The organism is Paenibacillus ehimensis NBRC 15659 (assembly GCF_004000785.1).
In the GTDB taxonomy this organism is placed as follows: Bacteria; Bacillota; Bacilli; order Paenibacillales; family NBRC-103111; genus Paenibacillus_G; species Paenibacillus_G ehimensis.
Genome location: NZ_BILX01000014.1, coordinates 1 through 19165, shown reverse-complemented (window position 1 = coordinate 19165; position 19165 = coordinate 1). Strand labels below are relative to the sequence as shown.

Here is a 19165-nt window from a genome sequence, read left to right as displayed (position 1 = left end):
AAGGCAGACGTCCTGGCCTTATTGATCGGCCGTCTCGTCGGTGCTGCCATAGCATACCGTCCGGTTGCGGCCTTCGGCCTTGGCTTGGTACAGCGCTTTATCCGCCAGATCGATCAATTGCTCAGGGGGAGCGGATGCGTCAGGCACGAGAGTGGCAAGCCCCAGGCTGACCGTGACATACTGGCTTGCGTCCGACTGTTTGTACGGCAAGGCAAGCCGTTCTACGGCCATTCGGATCGACTCCGCCCATTCGTAAGCCTCCTCCGCCCCAACCTCCGTGAGAACACAGGCAAATTCCTCGCCCCCATACCTCGCGATGAAATGAGATTGTTGCAGCAGCACGGCGTTGGCCGTCGAGGCAATCGTGCGCAGCACCTCATCTCCGCCCAAATGTCCGTACGAATCGTTAAACGCCTTGAAATGATCGACGTCGAACATAATGACGGATAACGGCGTCCGGCTCGCCGCGCAGCCCGACCAGGCTTCGGCCAAATGCTCGTCCAGCTTTCGGCGGTTCGCGATGCCCGTCAGACCGTCGAGGTCCGAGAGCTTTTGCAGAAGGGTCAGCGCTTCCTGCAGCTGGCGCTCGGTCGTTTTGCGGCCCGTAATGTCCCTTAGCGTAACGAGCAGGGCAGCGCTGCCTTTGTATACCGTAGGCGATACGGACAGCTCGACGATGATTTCGGTGTCGTCCAGGCATACAAGCTTTTGCTCGATCAGCTCGGGCTGCGCTTTGCCGGACCGGATGTCCTGACAGTGCGTCCATGCCGTATTACGGTTATCCGGATGAAAGAAGTCATAGATCGACCGGCCGAGCAATTCTTTTCTTGCAGCGGCCCGGAGCAGCCGGATTCCTTTTTCGTTAATAAAGACAATAAGATCCTGGCTCAGCACCAAGGTGGCGTCCGGCGAAGCTGTAATGAGCCGCTTGTAGCGCGCTTCGCTTTCCTGCAATTGCCGGGTCGATTCATGGGCCCGGACGATGTAAAGAAAAGCATAAAGGGACAGCAGCCCGACAACGGTGGATATGAGCCAATGATAAGCGAGTATGCTCGCGAGCTGCTGCAGCAGAGCATTCATATGGAGGTTCAGGGAAACCGCAGCGGACACATAGATCATCGCGACGGTATTGAGCAGCAGAAACCGCCGCAAGGACAGGCCTTTGCGCCCCGCCAATGCGCCGCAGGTAATGCCGATCAACAGCATGAGGATCGAGGCGACTATCGAAGAATGGGATGGACCGAATAGGCCGATTCTTCCAAAAGTGATGATGATCGCGCTGACGACGGCGGAAACCGGCCCGCCCTGCATCGCTGCGACGACCGTCGGGATATGACGCAGATCGACGATGACGAACTCGTTCACGCGCACGCTGTAAATCATAAGCAGGATACCCTGCAGTCCGAAGCAAACGCCTAACGCCGTCTTCATCTTCCACGAAGAAGACGGCCTCAGCCGATAGTCTTTGAATAGTTGGCCGATGATAAAAAACGAGGTCACCAGCAGCGACGCATTCGTTATGAAATCTTTGAACATTGCGTCCTCCGAATCGGATCGTTTGGATAAACAAGTACTCTCAATATTCGTCATAATCTGACAAATTCCCTCTTTATTCGTCATTTCCATTTAATGAGTTTTAAGCGTGCGTTGGCAAGGGCTTGCCATGGTTTGTCGCCTCCGTTTCTGGTACACTAGGAGGAAAAGCGTTTTTTTCGGAGGAATGAATTCAACTATGCGTGAACTTCGCAAATCAGATATCGAGCTGTTGGCGCCTGCGGGAGACTGGGATTGCTTGCGGGCTGCCGTGGCGAACGGGGCGGACGCGGTTTTTTTCGGGGTCGAAAAATTCAATGCGCGGGCCCGGGCCAACAATTTTCATACGGACGAGCTGCCGGATATTATGTCGTTCCTGCACCGTTATGGGGTGAAGGGCTTTTTGACGTTTAATATTTTAGTATTCGAAGAAGAGCTGGAGGATGCGAAATCCTTGATCGAGGCCTGTATCGATGCGGGCGTCGACGCGGTGATCGTACAGGATCTGGGCTTGGTAAAAATGATCCGCGAGCTTTCGCCGGATTTTCCGATTCACGGCTCCACGCAGATGACGATTACGTCGCCGGAAGCCGTCGAGTTTACGAAGCCGTTCGATATCGAGCGGGTCGTGCTCGGACGGGAGAACAATCTGAAGCAAATCAAGCAGATCGGCGATCAGGCGAAGCTGCCGATGGAGGTGTTCGTGCACGGGGCGCTGTGCGTCTCGTATTCGGGGCAGTGCCTGACCTCGGAGATGTGGGGCGGCCGTTCGGCGAACCGCGGCGAGTGCGCGCAGGCGTGCCGGCTGCCGTACGATCTGATGGTCGACGGGGAGCAGAAGCCGATGGGCGACGTGGCCTATCTGCTGTCGCCCAAAGATTTGGCGGCGCTGGAGCTTGTCCCGGAGCTGATCGAAGCGGGCGTCACCTCCTTCAAGATCGAGGGCCGGCTGAAGAGCCCGGAGTACGTGGCGAACGTCGTGGCGAAGTACCGGCGGGCGATCGACCGTTATTTTGACGGCGATAATCCGAAGCCGACGAAGGAAGAGCTGCGGGAGCTGGAGCAGAGCTTCTCGCGCGGGTTTACGCACGGGTTTCTGAAGGGGACGAACAACAAGCAGCTGGTGGAGGGCACGTATCCCAAGAGCCGAGGCGTGTATGTAGGACGCGTGAAGCAGGTGCTGCGCGACGGCGTGCTGTGCGAGCTTGAGGCGCCGCTGAAGCGCGGCGACGGCATTTGCTTCGACGCGGGCGACCCGACGAAGAAGGAAGAAGGGGGCCGCGTCTACGATCTGCGCCGCAAAGGCGTGAAGCTGGAAGGCGAAGCGCCGGGCGGGCTGATCGAGATCGTGCCCGGGCGCAGCGACGTCGATTTGAGCCGGGTGCATGTCGGCGACCGGATCTGGAAAACGAACGATCCGCACCTGGACAAGCGGCTGCGCCAAACATTCGAGACGGACAAGCCGTACCGCGTCTTTCCGGTGAGAGTTAAGGTAACGGGCGCGGCCGGTCAACCGCTGAAGAGCGTTTGGACCGACGTGACGGCCGGCCATACCGTGACGGTCGAATCGGAGCTGCCGCTGGTGCCTGCGCAGAAGCGGCCGATGGATGCGGCGCTGTTCGAGGAGCAGTTCGGGCGGCTCGGCGGAACGATTTTTGCGCTCGAGGCTGTCGACGTGCATTTGAGCGGCGACTTGATCGTGCCGATGCGCGAGCTGAATCAGATGCGCCGTCAGGCGGCGGAGCTGCTGCTCGCGGAGCGGGAGCGTCCGCGCGCTTACATCAAGCGGCACGCGGACGTTTACGGCGACGCACCAGCGGCGCCCGCACCAGCTTCGAAGGCGCGGCCGTCTCTGACCGCGTTGTGCCGGAGCCTTGAGCAGGTGCAGGAGGCCTGTAAGCTGAACGTCGACCTCGTCTATGCCGATTTCGAGTTCATCAAGCAGTTTCCGGCCGCCGTGGAAGCCGCCCACGCCGCAGGGAAGCGCATCGCGCTGGCGACGCCGCGTATTCATATGCCCGGCGAAACGGGTTATTTCAAAAACATTTTGAACCTTGGCCCCGATGCCGTGCTTGTCCGCAATACGGGCGCCGTTTACTGGTTCATGCGGTACTTCGCGGAGCATCCGGCTGAAGCGCGCCCCGAGCTGATCGGCGATTTCTCGCTCAATATCGCCAACCACAAGGCGGCGGCGCTGTTCCTGGAAGCGGGCCTTCAGCGCGTGACGCCGTCCTACGACCTGAACATTCAACAAATGATCGATCTGCTGCGCCGGACCGATACGTCGAAGCTGGAGATCGTCATCCATCAGCATCTGCCGATGTTCCATACCGAGCACTGCGTTTACTGCACGTTCCTGAGTCCGGGTACGGACTATACGAACTGCGGCCGTCCGTGCGAGGAGCAGCGGGCGTCGCTGCGCGACCGGGTCGGCTTCTCGCATCCGGTGCGAGTCGACGAAGGCTGCCGCAACACGGTGTACAACGCCATCGATCAATCGGGGGCGGAGTATCTCGCCAACTTTATGGAGCTTGGCGTATCTTCGTACCGCGTCGAGTTTCTGGAGGAGACGGCGGAGAAGGTGCGCGAGGTGCTTGGCCTCTATGACCGCGCTTTGCGCGGGGAGATCGGCGGCACGCAGGTATGGAAGACGCTGAAAGCGACCAATCAGCTTGGCGTCACCCGCGGTCAGCTCGTGAAGTAAGCTTTTCATAGGGATATGGCATGGCAAGTAAGCCTCGTTGCCATCTCGGCGTGCAGTCGTTCCGGGATGGCGGCGCGGCTTTTTTGTTTGGATTTCACTGATCACGGGAGATCTTGTTCACAATTTAGACACAAATTTTTAATCCAATTTTCAGCTTCGGTTAAGCTCTTATTATTGTTTCGTTTGTATATTGTTGTTGGTCTGTAAGCAGGTTAAGCGGAATGTAATATGGAAATGGTTGTAAGTAAAGAAACCAGTTGTCAGATGGGAGGGTATGACGTGCTTGAGGTGAAACAGGTCAGTAAATTATACGAGAACCAAAGAGGGGTCCGGCACATCGACTTCTCGATGAGCCGCGGAGAAATCGTCGGTTTCCTCGGACCGAACGGCGCCGGGAAAACGACGACGATGCGGATGATCACGGGCTACTTGAACCCGACGCACGGCACGATCACGATTGACGGATTGTCCATGGCGGACCATCCGAAGAAGGCGCGGCAGAAGATCGGGTATTTGCCCGAGACGCCGCCCTTGTACCCCGAAATGAGCGTTAGAGCGTACTTGCAGTTTATTGCCGATCTGCGCGGCATTCCGGTCAGGGAGCAGAAGCAGCGCATCGGCGGGGTGATCGAGCGGCTCGGTCTGGAGGGGCGCGAACGGCAAATTATCCGCAGCCTGTCCAAGGGTTATAAGCAGCGGATCGGTCTCGCCCAGGCGATCCTGCATAACCCGGACCTGCTTGTGCTTGACGAGCCGACGTCCGGCCTCGACCCGAAGCAGATTATCGAGATTCGCCAGCTTATTCGCGAGCTGGGCGAGAACCATACCGTGCTGCTGAGCACGCATATTTTGCCGGAGATCAACACGTTGTGCAACCGGGTGCTGATCATCAACCAAGGCAGCATCGTGCTGGACGGCCAGCCGGACCAGCTTGCGAATACGATGGGCGAGACGTTCGAGGTCTCGCTTGAAATTAAGGGCCCGCGCGAAGCGGTGCTGGCGGAGCTGCGGGGCATCCCCGGCGTCGGCAGCGTGCGGGAGCTTGCGGGCGAACCGTCGGCAGCGCCCGCTCTTGCGGCGGGGCCATCCGACGCCGAAGCTGCGGCGCCGTCCACGGCCGTCTCTGCCGAAAGCGAAACGGTCAAGGTCATTGTCGCCTCGGCGGACAAGACGGACATCCGTGAAACGTTGTTTTACCGGATGGCCGATAAGCGCTATCCGATTGTGTCGATGAAGAAGGAAAGCCTCAGCCTGGAGGACATCTTCCTGAAGCTGACGACGAACGAGTCGCTGGATTCGACGGCCGCGGATGACGACCCAACACCGGAAGCAGAGGAGGCTGTTCCTCATGCGTAGAACGCTGGCTTTAGCCAAAAAAGAGCTGCAGATGTATTTTTACTCGCCGATCGCTTATGCGGCGTTTGCGTTCTTTTTCGTCATTGCCGGGTACTTCTTCAGCGCGAATTTTCTGTACCCGCCTTATGTTGTCGACGTTCGGCCGATTTTCGGCACGATTACGTTCATTTTCCTGTTCATCATCCCGCTGCTTACGATGCGTCTTGTATCCGACGAGCTGCGGATGGGCACGGACGAGCTGCTGTTAACGTCGCCTGCAAGCATCTCGGAGATCGTGATAGGCAAATATTTGGCTGCGCTCGTCGTCCAGCTGCTGCTGGTCGTCGGCAGCCTGATCTATCCGCTGATCCTGAGCGCTTACGGCACTTTGGACCAGCCTGTGCTGTGGATGTCTTATCTCGCCATGTTCCTGCTTGGAGCGGCGATGATGTCCGTCGGCCTTTTCGCTTCTTCGCTGTCCGCGCACCAGATGGTTTCGGGGATCGCGTGCTTTGCGCTTTTGTTCGTGTTCTGGACGATCGAATGGCTGGGCGATACCATCGGCGGCAAAGTCAAGGACTACCTCGGCACCTTCTCGATTGTCGGCCGGGCTGTGGATTTCCAGAAAGGCGTGCTTGATTTTGCCGACGTCCTTTTCTATGTGACGTTCATTGCGGTGTTCGTCGTGCTCAGCATTCAAGTGCTCGAAAGAAAACGGTGGAGATAAGCGCTAGTCCGAGATTCCGCGTACCCGCGGAAGAAGTCCAAGCAGAAGGGGGAAAGGCAAAGTGAACAAGTGGATTCGCGGCACGAATGCGACCGTGCTGTCGCTGGCGGTCATTGGCATTTTCATCGTGCTGACCATTTTTCTGAATTCGGTCAAGGGCCTTCAGGTCGACCTTACGCAAAATAAAAAATTTACGCTGTCCGATCAAACGACCCAGACGCTTCAGGCACTCGATAAAGACGTGCGCATCGTATCGCTGACAAGCGATCAAACCGATCCGTACATCAAGCGCCAAGTCGTCGATCTGGTACAGGAGTATAAGAAACGAAACGGTAAAATTACGTTCGACGAATACGATATGATCAAGCAGCCGGCGATCGCCAAGCAGTACGAGGTGGATCCGTCGGGGACACTCGTGGTAGAGAGCGGCACGCAGAAAAAAACGATCTATTATTACGATATGTTTCTGCCAGGCCAGCAGCAGGGGCAGTACAAGTTCAGCGGCGAGGAGAAGCTGACGCAGGCGCTGGTCAATCTGAACAGCAAGGAAAAGAGCAAAGTCTATTTCCTCTCCGGGCATAACGAAATTCCGCTCAGCCGGATGAGCCTGTGGCGGAGCGGCCTCGAAGGCGAGAACTACGAGGTGAAGGAACTCAACCTGCTGCGCGAGGGCAAAATTCCGGATGACGCCAGCATGCTGTTCATCATCGGCCCGGAAAACGATCTTAGCGACAAGGAAGCCGAGTTGATCAAGACCTATTTGAACGGCAAAGGCAAGCTGTATCTGGCCCTCGGCTTCAACAAAGATATGGCTGCAAATTGGAAAAATATCGACGCCATTATGGCAGCTTACGGCATTAAAGACCAGCACGCCGTGGCGATCGAGCCGAAGCAGAGCATCCTGTACGATCCGCTCACGATCGTTCCGGAATACGGCAGCCATACCATCACAAGCAAGCTGCAGCAGTACAATCTGCTGACGATGATGACCTTGGCCGTCTCGTTGAATGCGGATCAGCCTGTGGCGGATTTCCCGGTAACGTCGATTCTTAAGACGACCGCTCAAGCCTACGGCGAGACCGACCTGAAGACGCTCGCCAACAGCAGCCGCAGCACCAAGGACGCGAACGATGTGAAGGGCCCGCTGAACCTCGGCTACGTCGTGGAAGACAAGGACAAGAAGCCGAAGGCTGTCGTGCTCGGCGGATCGACGTTGTTCGACGACCGGGTGATTGCGCAGCAGGGCAACCGCGATTTTGCGCTGAATACGGTCGGTTGGCTGCAGGAGCAGCAAAATCAAGTAACGATTCGTCCGCGCGAAGGTGACGCCATTCAGACGGCGGTGCTGACCGCAGGGCAGGGGAATATGATTTTCTACGGTACGGTGCTGGTTTTCCCATTCCTCTTCCTGATCGCGGGCGGCGTGATTTGGTGGAGGAGGAGAAAAGGATGAAGCGGTTAATCCCGACGCTCGTTCTGGTTCTTGTCTGCATCGGAGGCTTCTGGTACGCATCGAGTCAGGACTTCTTCAAAGAGAAGAAGCCGGAAGCGCCGGCGCTGGTCACGGTGAAAAAGGAAGATGTAGCGAGCTACACCATTAAAAACGGCGATACCGTCATCGAAATGCAGCAAAAGGACGGCAAATGGGCAATGACGAAGCCTTCGCCGCTTCCGCTGAACGACTACGCGCCCGCAGCTTGGGTCGAATCGTTCAATGGAGCCAAAAAGGAGAAAACCGTGGACGCCAATCCGTCCGATCTGGCCCAATTCGGCCTCGACAAGCCGAAGCAGGAGTTTACGGTGAACCTTGCCGGCGGCACGGCGAGTACGCTGTCCGTAGGCGACAAGACGGCTGTCCAAGGATTTTATTATGCGAAGTTCAATTCTTCGCCGGAAGTGTTCCAGCTTAGCGAATCTACGGTGAATGCGCTGGCGAAGAACCAGACCGATTTTATGGAAAAGAGTCCGGTCAAGCTGAACTACGAGCAGGTCCGCTCGCTGACGGTCGATTGGAAAGGCCAGGCTTGGACGATCACCAAGACGGAGCCGGACAAGAAATCGTACGAGGCGGTCTGGAAGCTCGGCGACAAGGAGTTTAAGGGCGCCGATGCCAGCCAGTTTTTGGATAAACCGGCATTCCTGACATCGGATCAGCCGGCCAAGAAGGCCACTGAGATCAAGGGGCTGGAGAAGCCGGAGCTGCGCATGGAAATTAAGGAAGCCGATGCGTCCGCCGGGGGCAAGGAAATATCCAACGTTTACGTCGGCGCCGTCGAGGGTGATAACGTCTGGATCGCAAAGCAGGGCGGTGAATGGGCGTTCGCCGTTCCGTCTGCGAGCATTCAGGAGGTGGCCGACTTGAGCAAGAAGGAGCCGGTCAAGCCGGAGACTCCCCAAGGAGAGGCGCCGAAGCAAGAAGCGCCGAAGGAACAGAAATAAGCAAAAGGACGTCTGTCGGGACTCATCGGTCCCAGCATGGCGTCCTTTTTTTTCATTTTGCAGGAGGTACAGTAGCCTGATTCGTCATGCCTGAAAATAAATCGGAGCACCATACATATTTTCCCACCGATCGGGAAATCTAATGCCAACAAGGAAGGAGGATTTGTGATGATTTCAGGTCAACAGCAAGGAACGGTCAGCACGAAGGAGCTCGCCTATATTACGGACAGCCTCAAAAACGAGGAGCTGCTCGCCAAAATCGCAGCTCAAGGCGTAGCCGAAAGCCAGAATCCGCAGCTGAAGCAGAAGCTGGCGCAAATCGCGCAGGATCGTCTGCAAAATACGGACCAACTGCTCCGTACGCTGCAGCAGCAAACGCAAACAACCCACTAGGGCATACATAAGGAGGTGCGGTAAACATGTATCAGCAAAACTTCTCCAATCTCCAACCAACGCAGACCCAGCCGGTTCATTTTCATTTGAACGAACAGGATGTCGCCAACCTCGTCTTGTCCGAGCTTAAACGCACGGCCCGCGAATATACGACCGCCGCATTGGAAGCGACGCATCCGGCCATTCGCCAGACCTTTGTGTCGTTGACGCAGAAGACGCTGCAGGATCAGGCCGAGCTGTACAACGTCTTGTCTCAATCGGGTGGCTACGGCTCCATAAGCATGGCTTCCCAGCAAGAAGTGCAGCAGGAGCTCCAGCAGCAGCTTCGCAAGACCGAGCAGCTCCATTCGGTCGTTCAACAAGCGGTGCAGGCTGCCTATGTCGGCGCCGGCCTGTACGCGCAAAGCGCGCATCCGCATCCGCAGGCTTACCCGCAAGCCCAGCCGGTCTATCAAGCGCCGGTGTATCAGACGGGCTATCCGTCCGGCAATGCGACTACGACTTCCTCGACCGCATCGCCTTATGGCAGCAGCGGCTTCTCGGCATTTCCAAGCGGCACTTACAGCCAGCCGTCCGGCTCCGGCTTTAGTCCGACAACGAGCGGTTCGGGCTCGTACGGTTCAGGTGTCGGCTCAGCGGGCGGATCGAGTCTATCCGGCACGGGAATCGGCCAAGCGATCGGAACCAGCGCCTATAATCCGGGACTCAGCCAAGTCGTCGGTTCGAGCTTCGGGGGCGCGCTTTCCTCCTCCGCCGGAACGCACAACAACGAATATGGTGTAAAATCCTCCGCCAGCGGGACGGACAACCAGGACTATTTCTCGGCACGGTCGGTCCAAGATTTTAATAATAACAAATACAGCAGCGGGCAGGAGACCTACACGGGGACCACTTCCTCGGAAGACACAAGCCATGCCCCGTCGTCTTCCGTCCGCGGCGGCAGCTCAAGCTTCGGCAGCGCCTCCTCGGGAGCCGAAGCGTCAACGTCGGGTCAAGCTTCCGGATCCGGCTCGTACCGCAATAAAACGCAGCCGCATTCCCAACAGGGCACGGCCCATGGGAGCAAATATATGATGTAAGCGAGCTTCGACCCGGCCCGGCCGCACCTTCCAGGTTCTGCCGGGCTTTTTTCTGCGCATGGTTCTATTCCCGGTAACGGCGGCCCGGCCGCAGCTATGTCAGCCGCTGGACGAACTCAAGCCGGTTGCCGAACGGGTCCAGGCAGTGAAAGCGGTGCATGCCTTCCAGCGGCACGTCCTCCTGCATGACGACTCCCTTTTCCGATAACGCTTGCTTAAGCTTGGCAATATCCTTGACCTGAAAAGCCGGATGCGCTTTCGACGGAGCAAAGTCGGTCTGTACTCCGATGTGCACCTCATGGGTGCCGCAGGCGAACCATACGCCGCCGCGCGCCCGGAGCGGTTCGGGCTTCGGAATTTCCCGCATTCCCAGCAGTTCTCCGTAAAAAGCCCGCGCTTTTTCTTCACACCCCGCCGGCGCGGCCAATTGAACATGGTCGATTCCTGCATAGTCGTGAGCTTCCATGATTGATACCCCCCACCATTATAATTTCACTAAATGAAAATTAATTTCATCAAATGGTACAAATTTATCATATGCGATTTTGATTTTCATGTAAATAGAGCCGCATCCCCCACTAACCGAGCCTTGCCAAAAAAGGGTATAATATTTTCGTAGCGACATGGAGAGGGGCATGGATGATGTATCGTATTCTGATCGTGGAGGATGACGAAAAGATTGCCGGTATCCTTCAGGAATACTTGGAAAAGTACGGGTACGAGGCGGTTCGGACGACTGACTATAAACATATCAAGGATGCATTTCTTCAGCATAAGCCCGAGCTTGTGCTTCTGGATATCAATTTGCCTAGTTACGACGGCTTCTACTGGTGCCGTCAGATTCGTACCGTCTCCAGCGTGCCGATTTTGTTCATGTCCGCGCGGGTCGGGGAAATGGACCAGATCATGGCCATCGAAAATGGCGGTGACGATTACATCACGAAGCCGTTTCATTCGGAAGTCGTCATGGCGAAGATCAAAAGCGCTTTGCGCCGCGCTTACGGGGAATACGCGCAGGTGCAGTCCGGTCGCGAGCTGACGGAGCTGAACGGCCTGTTCGTCGACCGGACCCGAAACTCGGCCGAATGGCAGGGACGCAAAGTGGATCTCAGCCGCAACGAGCTGCTGCTGCTGGATCTCCTGCTGAAGCAGGCGGGAGAAGTCGTTTCCCGCGAACGGCTGCTTGAAGCCCTTTGGGACGACATCGATTTCGTCGACGACAACACGCTGACGGTGAATGTCACGAGAGTGCGTAAAAAATTGGAGGAGCTCGGCATCACGCGCGCCATCGAAACGGTCCGCGGCCAAGGCTACCGGCTGCAGTCTTCCTGGGAGGGCGAAGGATGAGCTTTCGCGACTTTTTGACGGACCGCATCGGATTTATCGTCATTTATGGGTTCAATGTGATCTTGATCGCAGCGGTTGTGCAGCTGGACCTGCTGGGTAAAAACGTATCGCTCGACGGAAGCAATATCGCTTACATGGCTTTATTATCGACGGCAGGACTCGCTTCGTTCCTGGTCTTGGACTATATGAGGCAGCGCGGGTATTTCCAAGGCCTTCAAATGCTACAACAAAGCGGGCTGAACGGCGGCAAGCCCGAGGCGATGGAGGGCGTCATAAGCCTGCCCGCGGGGATCACCCGGGAGCAGCGGATTGCCGTAGAGCTGCTGTTGGAATTATACGGCGCTTATACCGACCGGCTCGAGAAGCACCGGATTGCCCAAGATCAGCACCAAACGTTCGTTCGGCTGTGGGTGCATCAAATGAAAACGCCGGTTTCCGTCATCGGACTGCTGACCGAGCAGCCGCACGGCGCAGCGAACGAAGCGTCCCGGCGACCGGTTGGGGCTGTGCTCGAGAGCATCCAGGAGGAAAACGACAAGCTGCGTCAAGGACTCGACATGATGCTGCACACGGCACGGCTTGAGAAGTTCGAAGCGGATCTTCGCACGCAGAAGGTCGATCTGCTGCAAGCGGTCCGTCAGGTCATTAACGAGCATAAGAAGGCTTGCATCCGCTACCGGATTTATCCGAAGCTGATTGCCAGCCACGAAGCCTGCTACATCGATACCGATGATAAGTGGCTCGGCATCATTTTGCATCAAATCGTCTCGAATGCGATTAAATATTCCAAAAGCAAGCACGACGGCAGCAAATCGCTGATCATCACGGTCACGAAGGACGGCAGCGGGTGCCATGCCGTATTTCAGGACGAAGGGATCGGCATTGCCGAGCAGGATCTCCCGCGGGTATTCGATCCCTTTTTTACCGGCGAGAACGGTAGACTCGTCGCCGAATCGACCGGTATGGGGCTGTTTGTCGCCAAGGAGGCGTGCCGTAGGCTGGGACACCGGCTCGAGATCGAATCGAAGCTTGGGGAAGGAACGACCGTCCGCCTTCATTTTCCGCGCAGCGGAGCGCTGCACGAGGGGCTGCTGCCCCTTAAGTGACAGTGTTGTAAGAAAACGGGATTGTCATGTAAGGTGAATCGATGGCTTGGCCGGCGGAACCTTCGTATACTACAGGCAGAGTGAAATGATCAAAGGAGGACCCGCATCGTGACTACTGTACTGAAGACGGACGCCTTGTCCAAAATATACGGCAGCGCCGGCAAAGGAGTCGTCTATAAAGCGCTTGAACATATCTCGCTGGAAATCGAACGTGGAGAATTTACCGGCATTATGGGACCGTCGGGCAGCGGCAAGACGACGCTGCTCAATCTGCTCGCCACCATCGACAAACCGACCTCGGGGCATATTGAAATCAACGGCACCGACCCGGCGAGGCTGAACAACAAGCAGCTTGCTTTATTCCGCCGCCGCGAGCTCGGCTTCGTATTTCAAGATTTCAACCTGCTGGAGACGCTCTCGATCAAAGAAAACATCATTTTGCCGCTCGTGCTGGAAGGGACGAAGCCTTCCGAGATTGAGCGGCGTGTGGAGGAAATCGCCGAGGTTCTCGGCATCACCCCGATTTTATCCAAACGGACGTACGAGGTATCCGGGGGGCAGCAGCAGCGAACGGCCATTGCACGCGCCATCATTCACCGTCCGTCGATGCTGTTGGCCGACGAACTGACAGGCAATCTGGATTCGAAGGCGGCGAAAGACGTAATGGAGTCGCTGCGAAGCCTTAACGAGGAGCGGGAAGTGACCATACTGATGGTGACGCACGATCCGTTCGCCGCCAGCTACTGCAAGCGGGTCGTGTTCATCAAGGACGGCAAGCTGTTTTCGGAAATTCGCCGCGGCGCGAACCGCCAGGCCTTTTTTCAACAAATTTTGGACAGCTTAAGCGTGCTGGGAGGGAACTTCGATGAACTTCCGACAGCTCGCCCTTAAAAATATTCAAGGCAATTGGCACCGGTACGTCGCATTTTTCCTAAGCAGCGCTTTTTCCGTTATGGTCTTCTATATGTTCGGTTCGTTCATCTACCATCCCGATGTCGTAAACGGTCACATTATAGCGGCAAGTCTGGTGAAGCAAGGGCTCGCCGCCTGCCAGGTTCTGATCGTTGTGTTCTCGTTTTTTTTCGTACTGTACGCCAGCTTTGCTTTTCTCAAAACGCGCAAAAAAGAATTCGGACTGCTCACCTTGTTCGGAATGACCCGGTCGCAGATTTGCCGGCTGATGTTCTACGAGCAGATGATGATCGGCCTGCTGTCGATCGGTGTCGGGATCGGCGCCGGCATGCTGTTCTCGAAGCTGTTCTTTTTGGCTATTGGGCGTTTGCTCCAGACAGATAGTCCGATCCGTTTCGCCGTTCCGCCGCAGGCGCTGCTTCAGACGGTCGTCGGATTTCTGGCCTTGTTTCTCGCGATGACCCTGTTTGCGATGCTCAGCGTCGGCCGCAGCCAGATCATCGCGCTACTACGAGCGGCCAAGCAGCCGAAGAAGCCTCCCGTTGCTTCTCCGTGGCTGACTGCCTTGGCGGTATTCTGCCTTGGAAGCGGATATTACTTAGCTTTCACCACTTCGAAGCTCATCATGGTGCTCATGCTGCCGATCATTTTTTTAACCGTTCTCGGTACGTATTTTCTGTTCACGCAGGCGAGCGTGGCCATTATCCGCAGATTGCAGAGCATGACGGGCTTGTACTACAATCGGACGAATCTGATTGCCATCTCGCAGCTTGCGTTCAAAATAAAAGACAACGCGCGCACGCTGTTCGTCGTTTCCGTTTTGAGCGCGGTCATTTTGACGGCATCAGGTACGATTTACGTTTACTATAAAAACGCAGACAACCAGCTCGTAGAACAGTTTCCGAATACGATAAGCTTTACCGAGCAAGGGCTTGGTGCCTCTAAAGGGATCGACCCGGACAAGATCAAGGCTGCATTGGCCGCCGAGGGGGCGAGCTTGAAGAAAGAAGTGAAAATCACGGGCGTGCAGGTCCCGCTTAAGCTGCACGGCTCCCGGGTATCGGATACGACGGCGTTGCTGATATCGGAGGCCGATTACAATCGGGCGGCGGAAGGAATCGAATATGCGGCTCCGCTTCAGATCCGGCCGGGGCACGCCGTCTTCAGCTATCCTTACAGGATGGGCGACGTCGTGCTGATGGAAAAGGGTTCGCAGCGGACCGTTCAGTTAAACGGGCAAACGTGGCCGCTCGAGATGGACGGGCAGGTGACAGGAGGCGTGATCAACCTGCTGGACGAAGCGATCGGGCTGCTCGTGGTCAATGATGGAGAATATGCCTCGATGATGGGCAAGGTGCCCGACGACAGGAAGATCGTCTATTACGGCTTTGAGCTGGACCGCTGGCAGGACCATCTCGACACCGTGGCGAAGGTGAAAAAGTCCGTTCCCGAGGAGCAGAGAAAACAGTTGTTTACCCGCACCTCCGTCTACGCCTCGAGCAAACAAAGCTCGTCATTAACACTGCTTATCGGTTTGTTCGTCAGCTTTCTATTTTTTGTCGCCTCGGCGAGCATGCTGTATTTCAAGCTGTTCACCGAGCTGCAGGAAGACGACCATCAATATCGCGCGCTCATGCGGATCGGAATGTCCGTGCCGGAAATCCGGCGGATCATTAATGTGCAGATCGGTCTGCTGTTCCTGCTTCCGGTTGTCGTAGGCGCGGCTCACGCGGCTTTCGCTTACAAGACGCTGGCGAATTTGCTGTCCATCAACGTATGGTCCTACGGAACGCTGGTCATTTCCATTTTTGCCGTTTTGCAATTCGGTTACTTCCTGCTCACCCGCCGCGCTTATATGGGCCAGATGAAGAGCTTGTAAGCACCGCCATAACCTGCGCCTTCTCCGCAAGCTTGGTATATTTTTTCGTTTTTGAACCATAATACGAAAAAAAAGCCAACACGGAAGGGGCATCATCCGGGTGAAAATCATCGTCACACTGCTTCTGGCCGCGGCGCTTTTGTGCGGCTGTACAAGGGAGCCCGATCGCGACGCTTCCGATATGAAGACGCTGCAAAAAACGGTAGGCCGCGAGAGGCTGCTGCAGACATTCAGCCAAATCGAACAGCCGCCCATGGGAAAAGAAATCATGACCAAGTCCGATCAAGAGATCATCGCTTGGATTAAGCAAGTGGACGACTGGACGCATAAAGTGCTGTCTTCGCCGGTAACCGGGGAGATGGACGAATACGCCATGCGCGAGATGCGGACGCAGCTCGAAAAAGTATATACGCCTGACATGGCGCAGCGGATGATCGATTACTTTTACCGCCGGGATACCCGGATCGGAACATACCAGGCGAACAGCACCAAAGCGATGCTGGGGCTGCGCAGCGAATGGGGGCAGTACGAGCTGCGCAAATCGCAGCCGGCTGAGGGGCAGTACAAGCTGAGCCTGACCGGCAGGACGAAGCAGGATTACACCGAAACCGTGATGCAGCACGAGTCCGCCTACAGCGTGCAAGGCGACCGCTTGATCGTCAGCGAATTCAAGACCCGCTCTTGAACCGCCAGAATAGCTTATCTGGAGCAGACCGACGCTTCTTTCGCGCCGGTCTGTTTTTTTGTATGCTGCGCCATAAAAAAAGTCTGACCGAGCCGCGGGTGCAGACGAACAAGCATTCCTATTCCTTGCTTGTTTTATGGTATAATAGGAAGAAGAGCCGTCCCCGCCGGCTTCATTGACAGCGGGCTCGGGCTCGCATAGACTTGACTTGAGACAGGATGAACCAGCTCCGTGCGTTCCTTTTCCGGGGGCCGCGGGCTTGCCGCGTTTAACGGACAGGAGGCATTTTCTTTGCATTTGCGTATGGAAGAATGGAAGCATGTGTTTAAACTTGACCCGGACCGGGAGATCGGCGACGAAGCGCTTGAGCGCATCTGCCTCTCCGGCACCGATGCGGTAATGGTCGGAGGCTCGTCCGGCGTCACCTTTGACAACACCGTCGACCTGCTGGCGCGCATCCGCCGGTATGAAGTGCCGTGTGTCTTGGAAGTGTCGGACAGGGAGGCGATCGTACCGGGGTTTGACTTATTTATGATCCCAATGGTGCTGAACGCCGGGGACCCGCAGTGGATCGTCGGGCGTCATCAGCAGGCGCTGAAGGAATACGGCGCGATTCTGGATTGGGACCAGCTCGTTCCCGAAGGCTACATTATATTGAACGGCGATTCCACGGCGGCCAAGCTGACCGAAGCCGACGTACGGCTCGATGCGAAAGACGTGGAAGCCTATGCCCGCCTAGCCGACCGTTTGTTCCGCTGTCCGATCGTTTATTTGGAATACAGCGGCGTGTTCGGCGATATGGAGCTGGTCGGCCGGGTGAAGCGGCTGCTTTCCCAAGCGCGGCTGTTTTACGGCGGAGGCATCGACAGCCCGGAGAAGGCGCGCGAGGCGGCCAAAGCGGCGCATACCGTCGTCGTAGGCAATGCGGTGTACGATGATCTCGAGCGGGCGCTCGCTACGGTCCCGGCGGTAATGGAAATGCGTTAGAAAGGAAATAAGAATAATGATCAACGAACCTATCGATATACACAAAGCGATTCAAAAGCTCAACCCGCAGCAAAGACGCGCCGTCGAAACGACGGACGGGCCGCTGCTGATCATGGCCGGGGCAGGCAGCGGTAAAACCCGCGTGCTGACGCACCGGATCGCTTATTTGATTGCGACGCGCAAAGCGGCGCCATGGAGCATTCTTGCCATTACGTTCACGAACAAAGCGGCGAGGGAGATGCAGGAGCGCGTCAGCGCCCTTGTCGGCCCGCAGGGAGAAGACATTTGGGTGTCCACCTTCCACTCGATGTGCGTGCGTATTTTGCGCCGGGATATCTCAAGGATCGGCTTTACATCGAATTTTACGATTCTCGATTCGGGCGACCAGCTCTCCGTGATCAAAAATTGCATGAAAGAACTGAACATCGACTCGAAAAAGTTCGAGCCCAAAGCGGTGCAGGCCGCGATCAGCAACGCCAAGAACGAGCTGCTGACGCCGGAGAAATTCGAGCGCAAGATCGGCGATTACTTCGACGGCATCGTCGCCAAAGTGTACTCGTCTTACCAGCGCAAGCTGAAGGCTAACAACTCGCTTGATTTCGACGATCTGATCATGACCACGATCGATCTGTTCCAGCAAGTGCCCGAGGTGCTCGATTTTTATCAGAACAAGTTTCAATACCTTCACGTCGACGAATACCAGGATACGAACCGCGCCCAGTATATGCTGTGCCGGATGCTGGCGGACAAGTACAAGCGCATTTGCGTCGTCGGCGACAGCGACCAGTCGATTTACCGCTGGCGCGGGGCCGACATCAGCAATATTCTCGATTTCGAAAAAGATTACCCGAACGCCACCACCATTCTGCTCGAGCAAAATTACCGCTCGACCTCAAACATCTTGAACGCCGCGAACAAAGTGATCGCTAACAATACCGGCCGCAAGCCCAAGAATCTGTGGACCGACAAGGGCGAAGGGCAGAAAATCCGGCTTTACCAAGCCGATTCCGAGCATGAAGAAGGCTATTTCATCACCGGCGAGATCCGCAAAAACGTGGACAAAGGCCGCCGGTTCAGCGATCACGCCATATTGTACCGCACGAACGCGCAGTCCCGGGTTATCGAGGAAATTTTGATCAAATCCGACATTCCCTACCAGATCGTCGGCGGCATCAAGTTCTACGACCGCAAAGAGATCAAGGATATTCTTGCCTATCTGCGGCTCATTTCGAACCCGGACGACGATATCAGCTTTGCGCGGATCGTCAACGTGCCGAAGCGGGGCATCGGGGACACGACCGTCGAGCGGCTTGCCGCGGCGGCCGGACAATTCGGCGTATCGATGTTCGCGATGCTGGAGAACGTGGACAGCATGGAGATCGGCGCCAAAGCCCGGAACGCGCTGGCCGATTTCCGCGACATGATCGAGAACCTGTACCGGATGGTCGATTATTTGTCCGTTACCGAGCTGACGGAGAAAATGCTAGAGATGAGTGGTTACCGCGAAGAACTGAAGCGGGAAAACACGATCGAGTCGCAGGCGCGGCTGGAGAACATCGACGAGTTCCTGTCCGTGACGATGGACTTCGAGAAGCGCAACGAGGACAAATCCCTCGTCTCCTTCCTGACCGATCTGGCGCTGATCGCCGATATCGACTCGATGAATCAGGACCCGGAAGCGGGCAAGCAAGGCGTCGTGCTCATGACGATGCACAGCGCGAAAGGACTGGAGTTCCCCGTCGTCTTCATCATGGGCCTGGAGGAAGGCGTATTCCCGCACAGCCGGGCTTTGATGGATAACGAGGAGCTGGAGGAGGAGCGGCGCCTTGCCTATGTCGGCATTACCCGCGCCGAGGAGGAGCTTTTCCTCACGTGCGCCCGGATGCGCACGCTGTTCGGACGGACGACGGCGAATGCGCCGTCCCGGTTCCTTCAGGAGCTGCCGCAGGAGCTCCTGGAAACCGTGCGCGCCGGCGGCGGCTTCGGCCGCGGCGGAGCGGCAAACCCGGCGTGGGCCGGCGGCGAACGCCGCTTCGGCA

General features: G+C 56.6%; 16 protein-coding genes. 14 read left to right on the top strand and 2 right to left on the bottom strand.

What is annotated here, in order from left to right:
• Positions 1–18 precede the first annotated feature (18 nt).
• Positions 19–1536 (bottom strand): sensor domain-containing diguanylate cyclase, encoded by a 1518-nt coding sequence (locus PEH01S_RS10630; protein ID WP_164827780.1) that lies wholly within the window; start codon positions 1534–1536, stop codon positions 19–21.
• A gap of 196 nt (positions 1537–1732) precedes the next feature.
• Here PEH01S_RS10630 and PEH01S_RS10625 point away from each other — a divergent pair, with 196 nt between their 5' ends.
• The 7 genes from PEH01S_RS10625 to PEH01S_RS10595 all read left to right on the top strand — a co-directional run bounded on the left by PEH01S_RS10625 (position 1733) and on the right by PEH01S_RS10595 (position 10210).
• Complete coding sequence (locus tag PEH01S_RS10625; protein ID WP_127485320.1) at positions 1733–4237, top strand: U32 family peptidase; 2505 nt, start codon at positions 1733–1735, stop codon at positions 4235–4237.
• A gap of 279 nt (positions 4238–4516) precedes the next feature.
• On the top strand, positions 4517–5593 hold the full coding sequence (locus tag PEH01S_RS10620) for an ABC transporter ATP-binding protein (protein ID WP_127485318.1): 1077 nt from the start codon (positions 4517–4519) through the stop codon (positions 5591–5593).
• Complete coding sequence (locus tag PEH01S_RS10615; RefSeq protein ID WP_025847842.1) at positions 5586–6299, top strand: ABC transporter permease subunit; 714 nt, start codon at positions 5586–5588, stop codon at positions 6297–6299. Before PEH01S_RS10620 ends, PEH01S_RS10615 begins: the two co-directional genes overlap by 8 nt.
• 61 nt (positions 6300–6360) lie before the next feature.
• Positions 6361–7752, top strand: coding sequence for a GldG family protein (locus PEH01S_RS10610; RefSeq protein WP_127485316.1), 1392 nt, complete (start codon positions 6361–6363; stop codon positions 7750–7752).
• Positions 7749–8738, top strand: a complete 990-nt coding sequence (locus tag PEH01S_RS10605) for a DUF4340 domain-containing protein (RefSeq protein WP_127485314.1) — start codon at positions 7749–7751, stop codon at positions 8736–8738. The genes PEH01S_RS10610 and PEH01S_RS10605 overlap by 4 nt, the downstream gene beginning before the upstream one ends.
• A 168-nt stretch (positions 8739–8906) precedes the next feature.
• Entirely contained in the window at positions 8907–9131 is a 225-nt protein-coding gene (locus tag PEH01S_RS10600) for a hypothetical protein (RefSeq protein ID WP_025847847.1), read from the top strand.
• A gap of 26 nt (positions 9132–9157) precedes the next feature.
• Positions 9158–10210, top strand: a complete 1053-nt coding sequence (locus PEH01S_RS10595; protein ID WP_127485312.1) for a spore coat protein — start codon at positions 9158–9160, stop codon at positions 10208–10210.
• Positions 10211–10304: 94 nt separating this feature from the next.
• Here the strand turns inward: PEH01S_RS10595 and PEH01S_RS10590 are convergent, their stop codons facing one another.
• The gene (locus PEH01S_RS10590; protein ID WP_025847851.1) at positions 10305–10676 is read right to left on the bottom strand and encodes a VOC family protein; all 372 of its coding nucleotides are present in this window, start codon (positions 10674–10676) and stop codon (positions 10305–10307) included.
• Positions 10677–10852: 176 nt separating this feature from the next.
• On the opposite strand from PEH01S_RS10590, the gene PEH01S_RS10585 reads away from it, so the two are divergent.
• From PEH01S_RS10585 to pcrA, 7 genes are all read left to right on the top strand, one after another.
• Entirely contained in the window at positions 10853–11557 is a 705-nt protein-coding gene (locus PEH01S_RS10585) for a response regulator transcription factor (protein ID WP_127485415.1), read from the top strand.
• Positions 11554–12663: a sensor histidine kinase gene (locus PEH01S_RS10580; protein WP_127485310.1), complete on the top strand. Its 1110-nt coding sequence runs from the start codon at positions 11554–11556 to the stop codon at positions 12661–12663. Before PEH01S_RS10585 ends, PEH01S_RS10580 begins: the two co-directional genes overlap by 4 nt.
• 108 nt (positions 12664–12771) lie before the next feature.
• A complete protein-coding gene (locus tag PEH01S_RS10575) occupies positions 12772–13554 on the top strand; it encodes an ABC transporter ATP-binding protein (RefSeq protein ID WP_025847856.1) in 783 nt (260 codons plus the stop codon).
• On the top strand, positions 13529–15454 hold the full coding sequence (locus tag PEH01S_RS10570; RefSeq protein WP_127485308.1) for an ABC transporter permease: 1926 nt from the start codon (positions 13529–13531) through the stop codon (positions 15452–15454). The genes PEH01S_RS10575 and PEH01S_RS10570 overlap by 26 nt, the downstream gene beginning before the upstream one ends.
• Positions 15455–15554: 100 nt before the next feature.
• Entirely contained in the window at positions 15555–16139 is a 585-nt protein-coding gene (locus tag PEH01S_RS10565) for a hypothetical protein (RefSeq protein ID WP_025847859.1), read from the top strand.
• A gap of 303 nt (positions 16140–16442) precedes the next feature.
• Positions 16443–17126 (top strand): heptaprenylglyceryl phosphate synthase, encoded by a 684-nt coding sequence (pcrB, locus tag PEH01S_RS10560; protein WP_084159494.1) that lies wholly within the window; start codon positions 16443–16445, stop codon positions 17124–17126.
• Between the two features lie 16 nt (positions 17127–17142).
• On the top strand, positions 17143–19165 hold a 2023-nt coding region (gene pcrA, locus PEH01S_RS10555), incomplete at its 3' end, for a DNA helicase PcrA (RefSeq protein ID WP_174807122.1).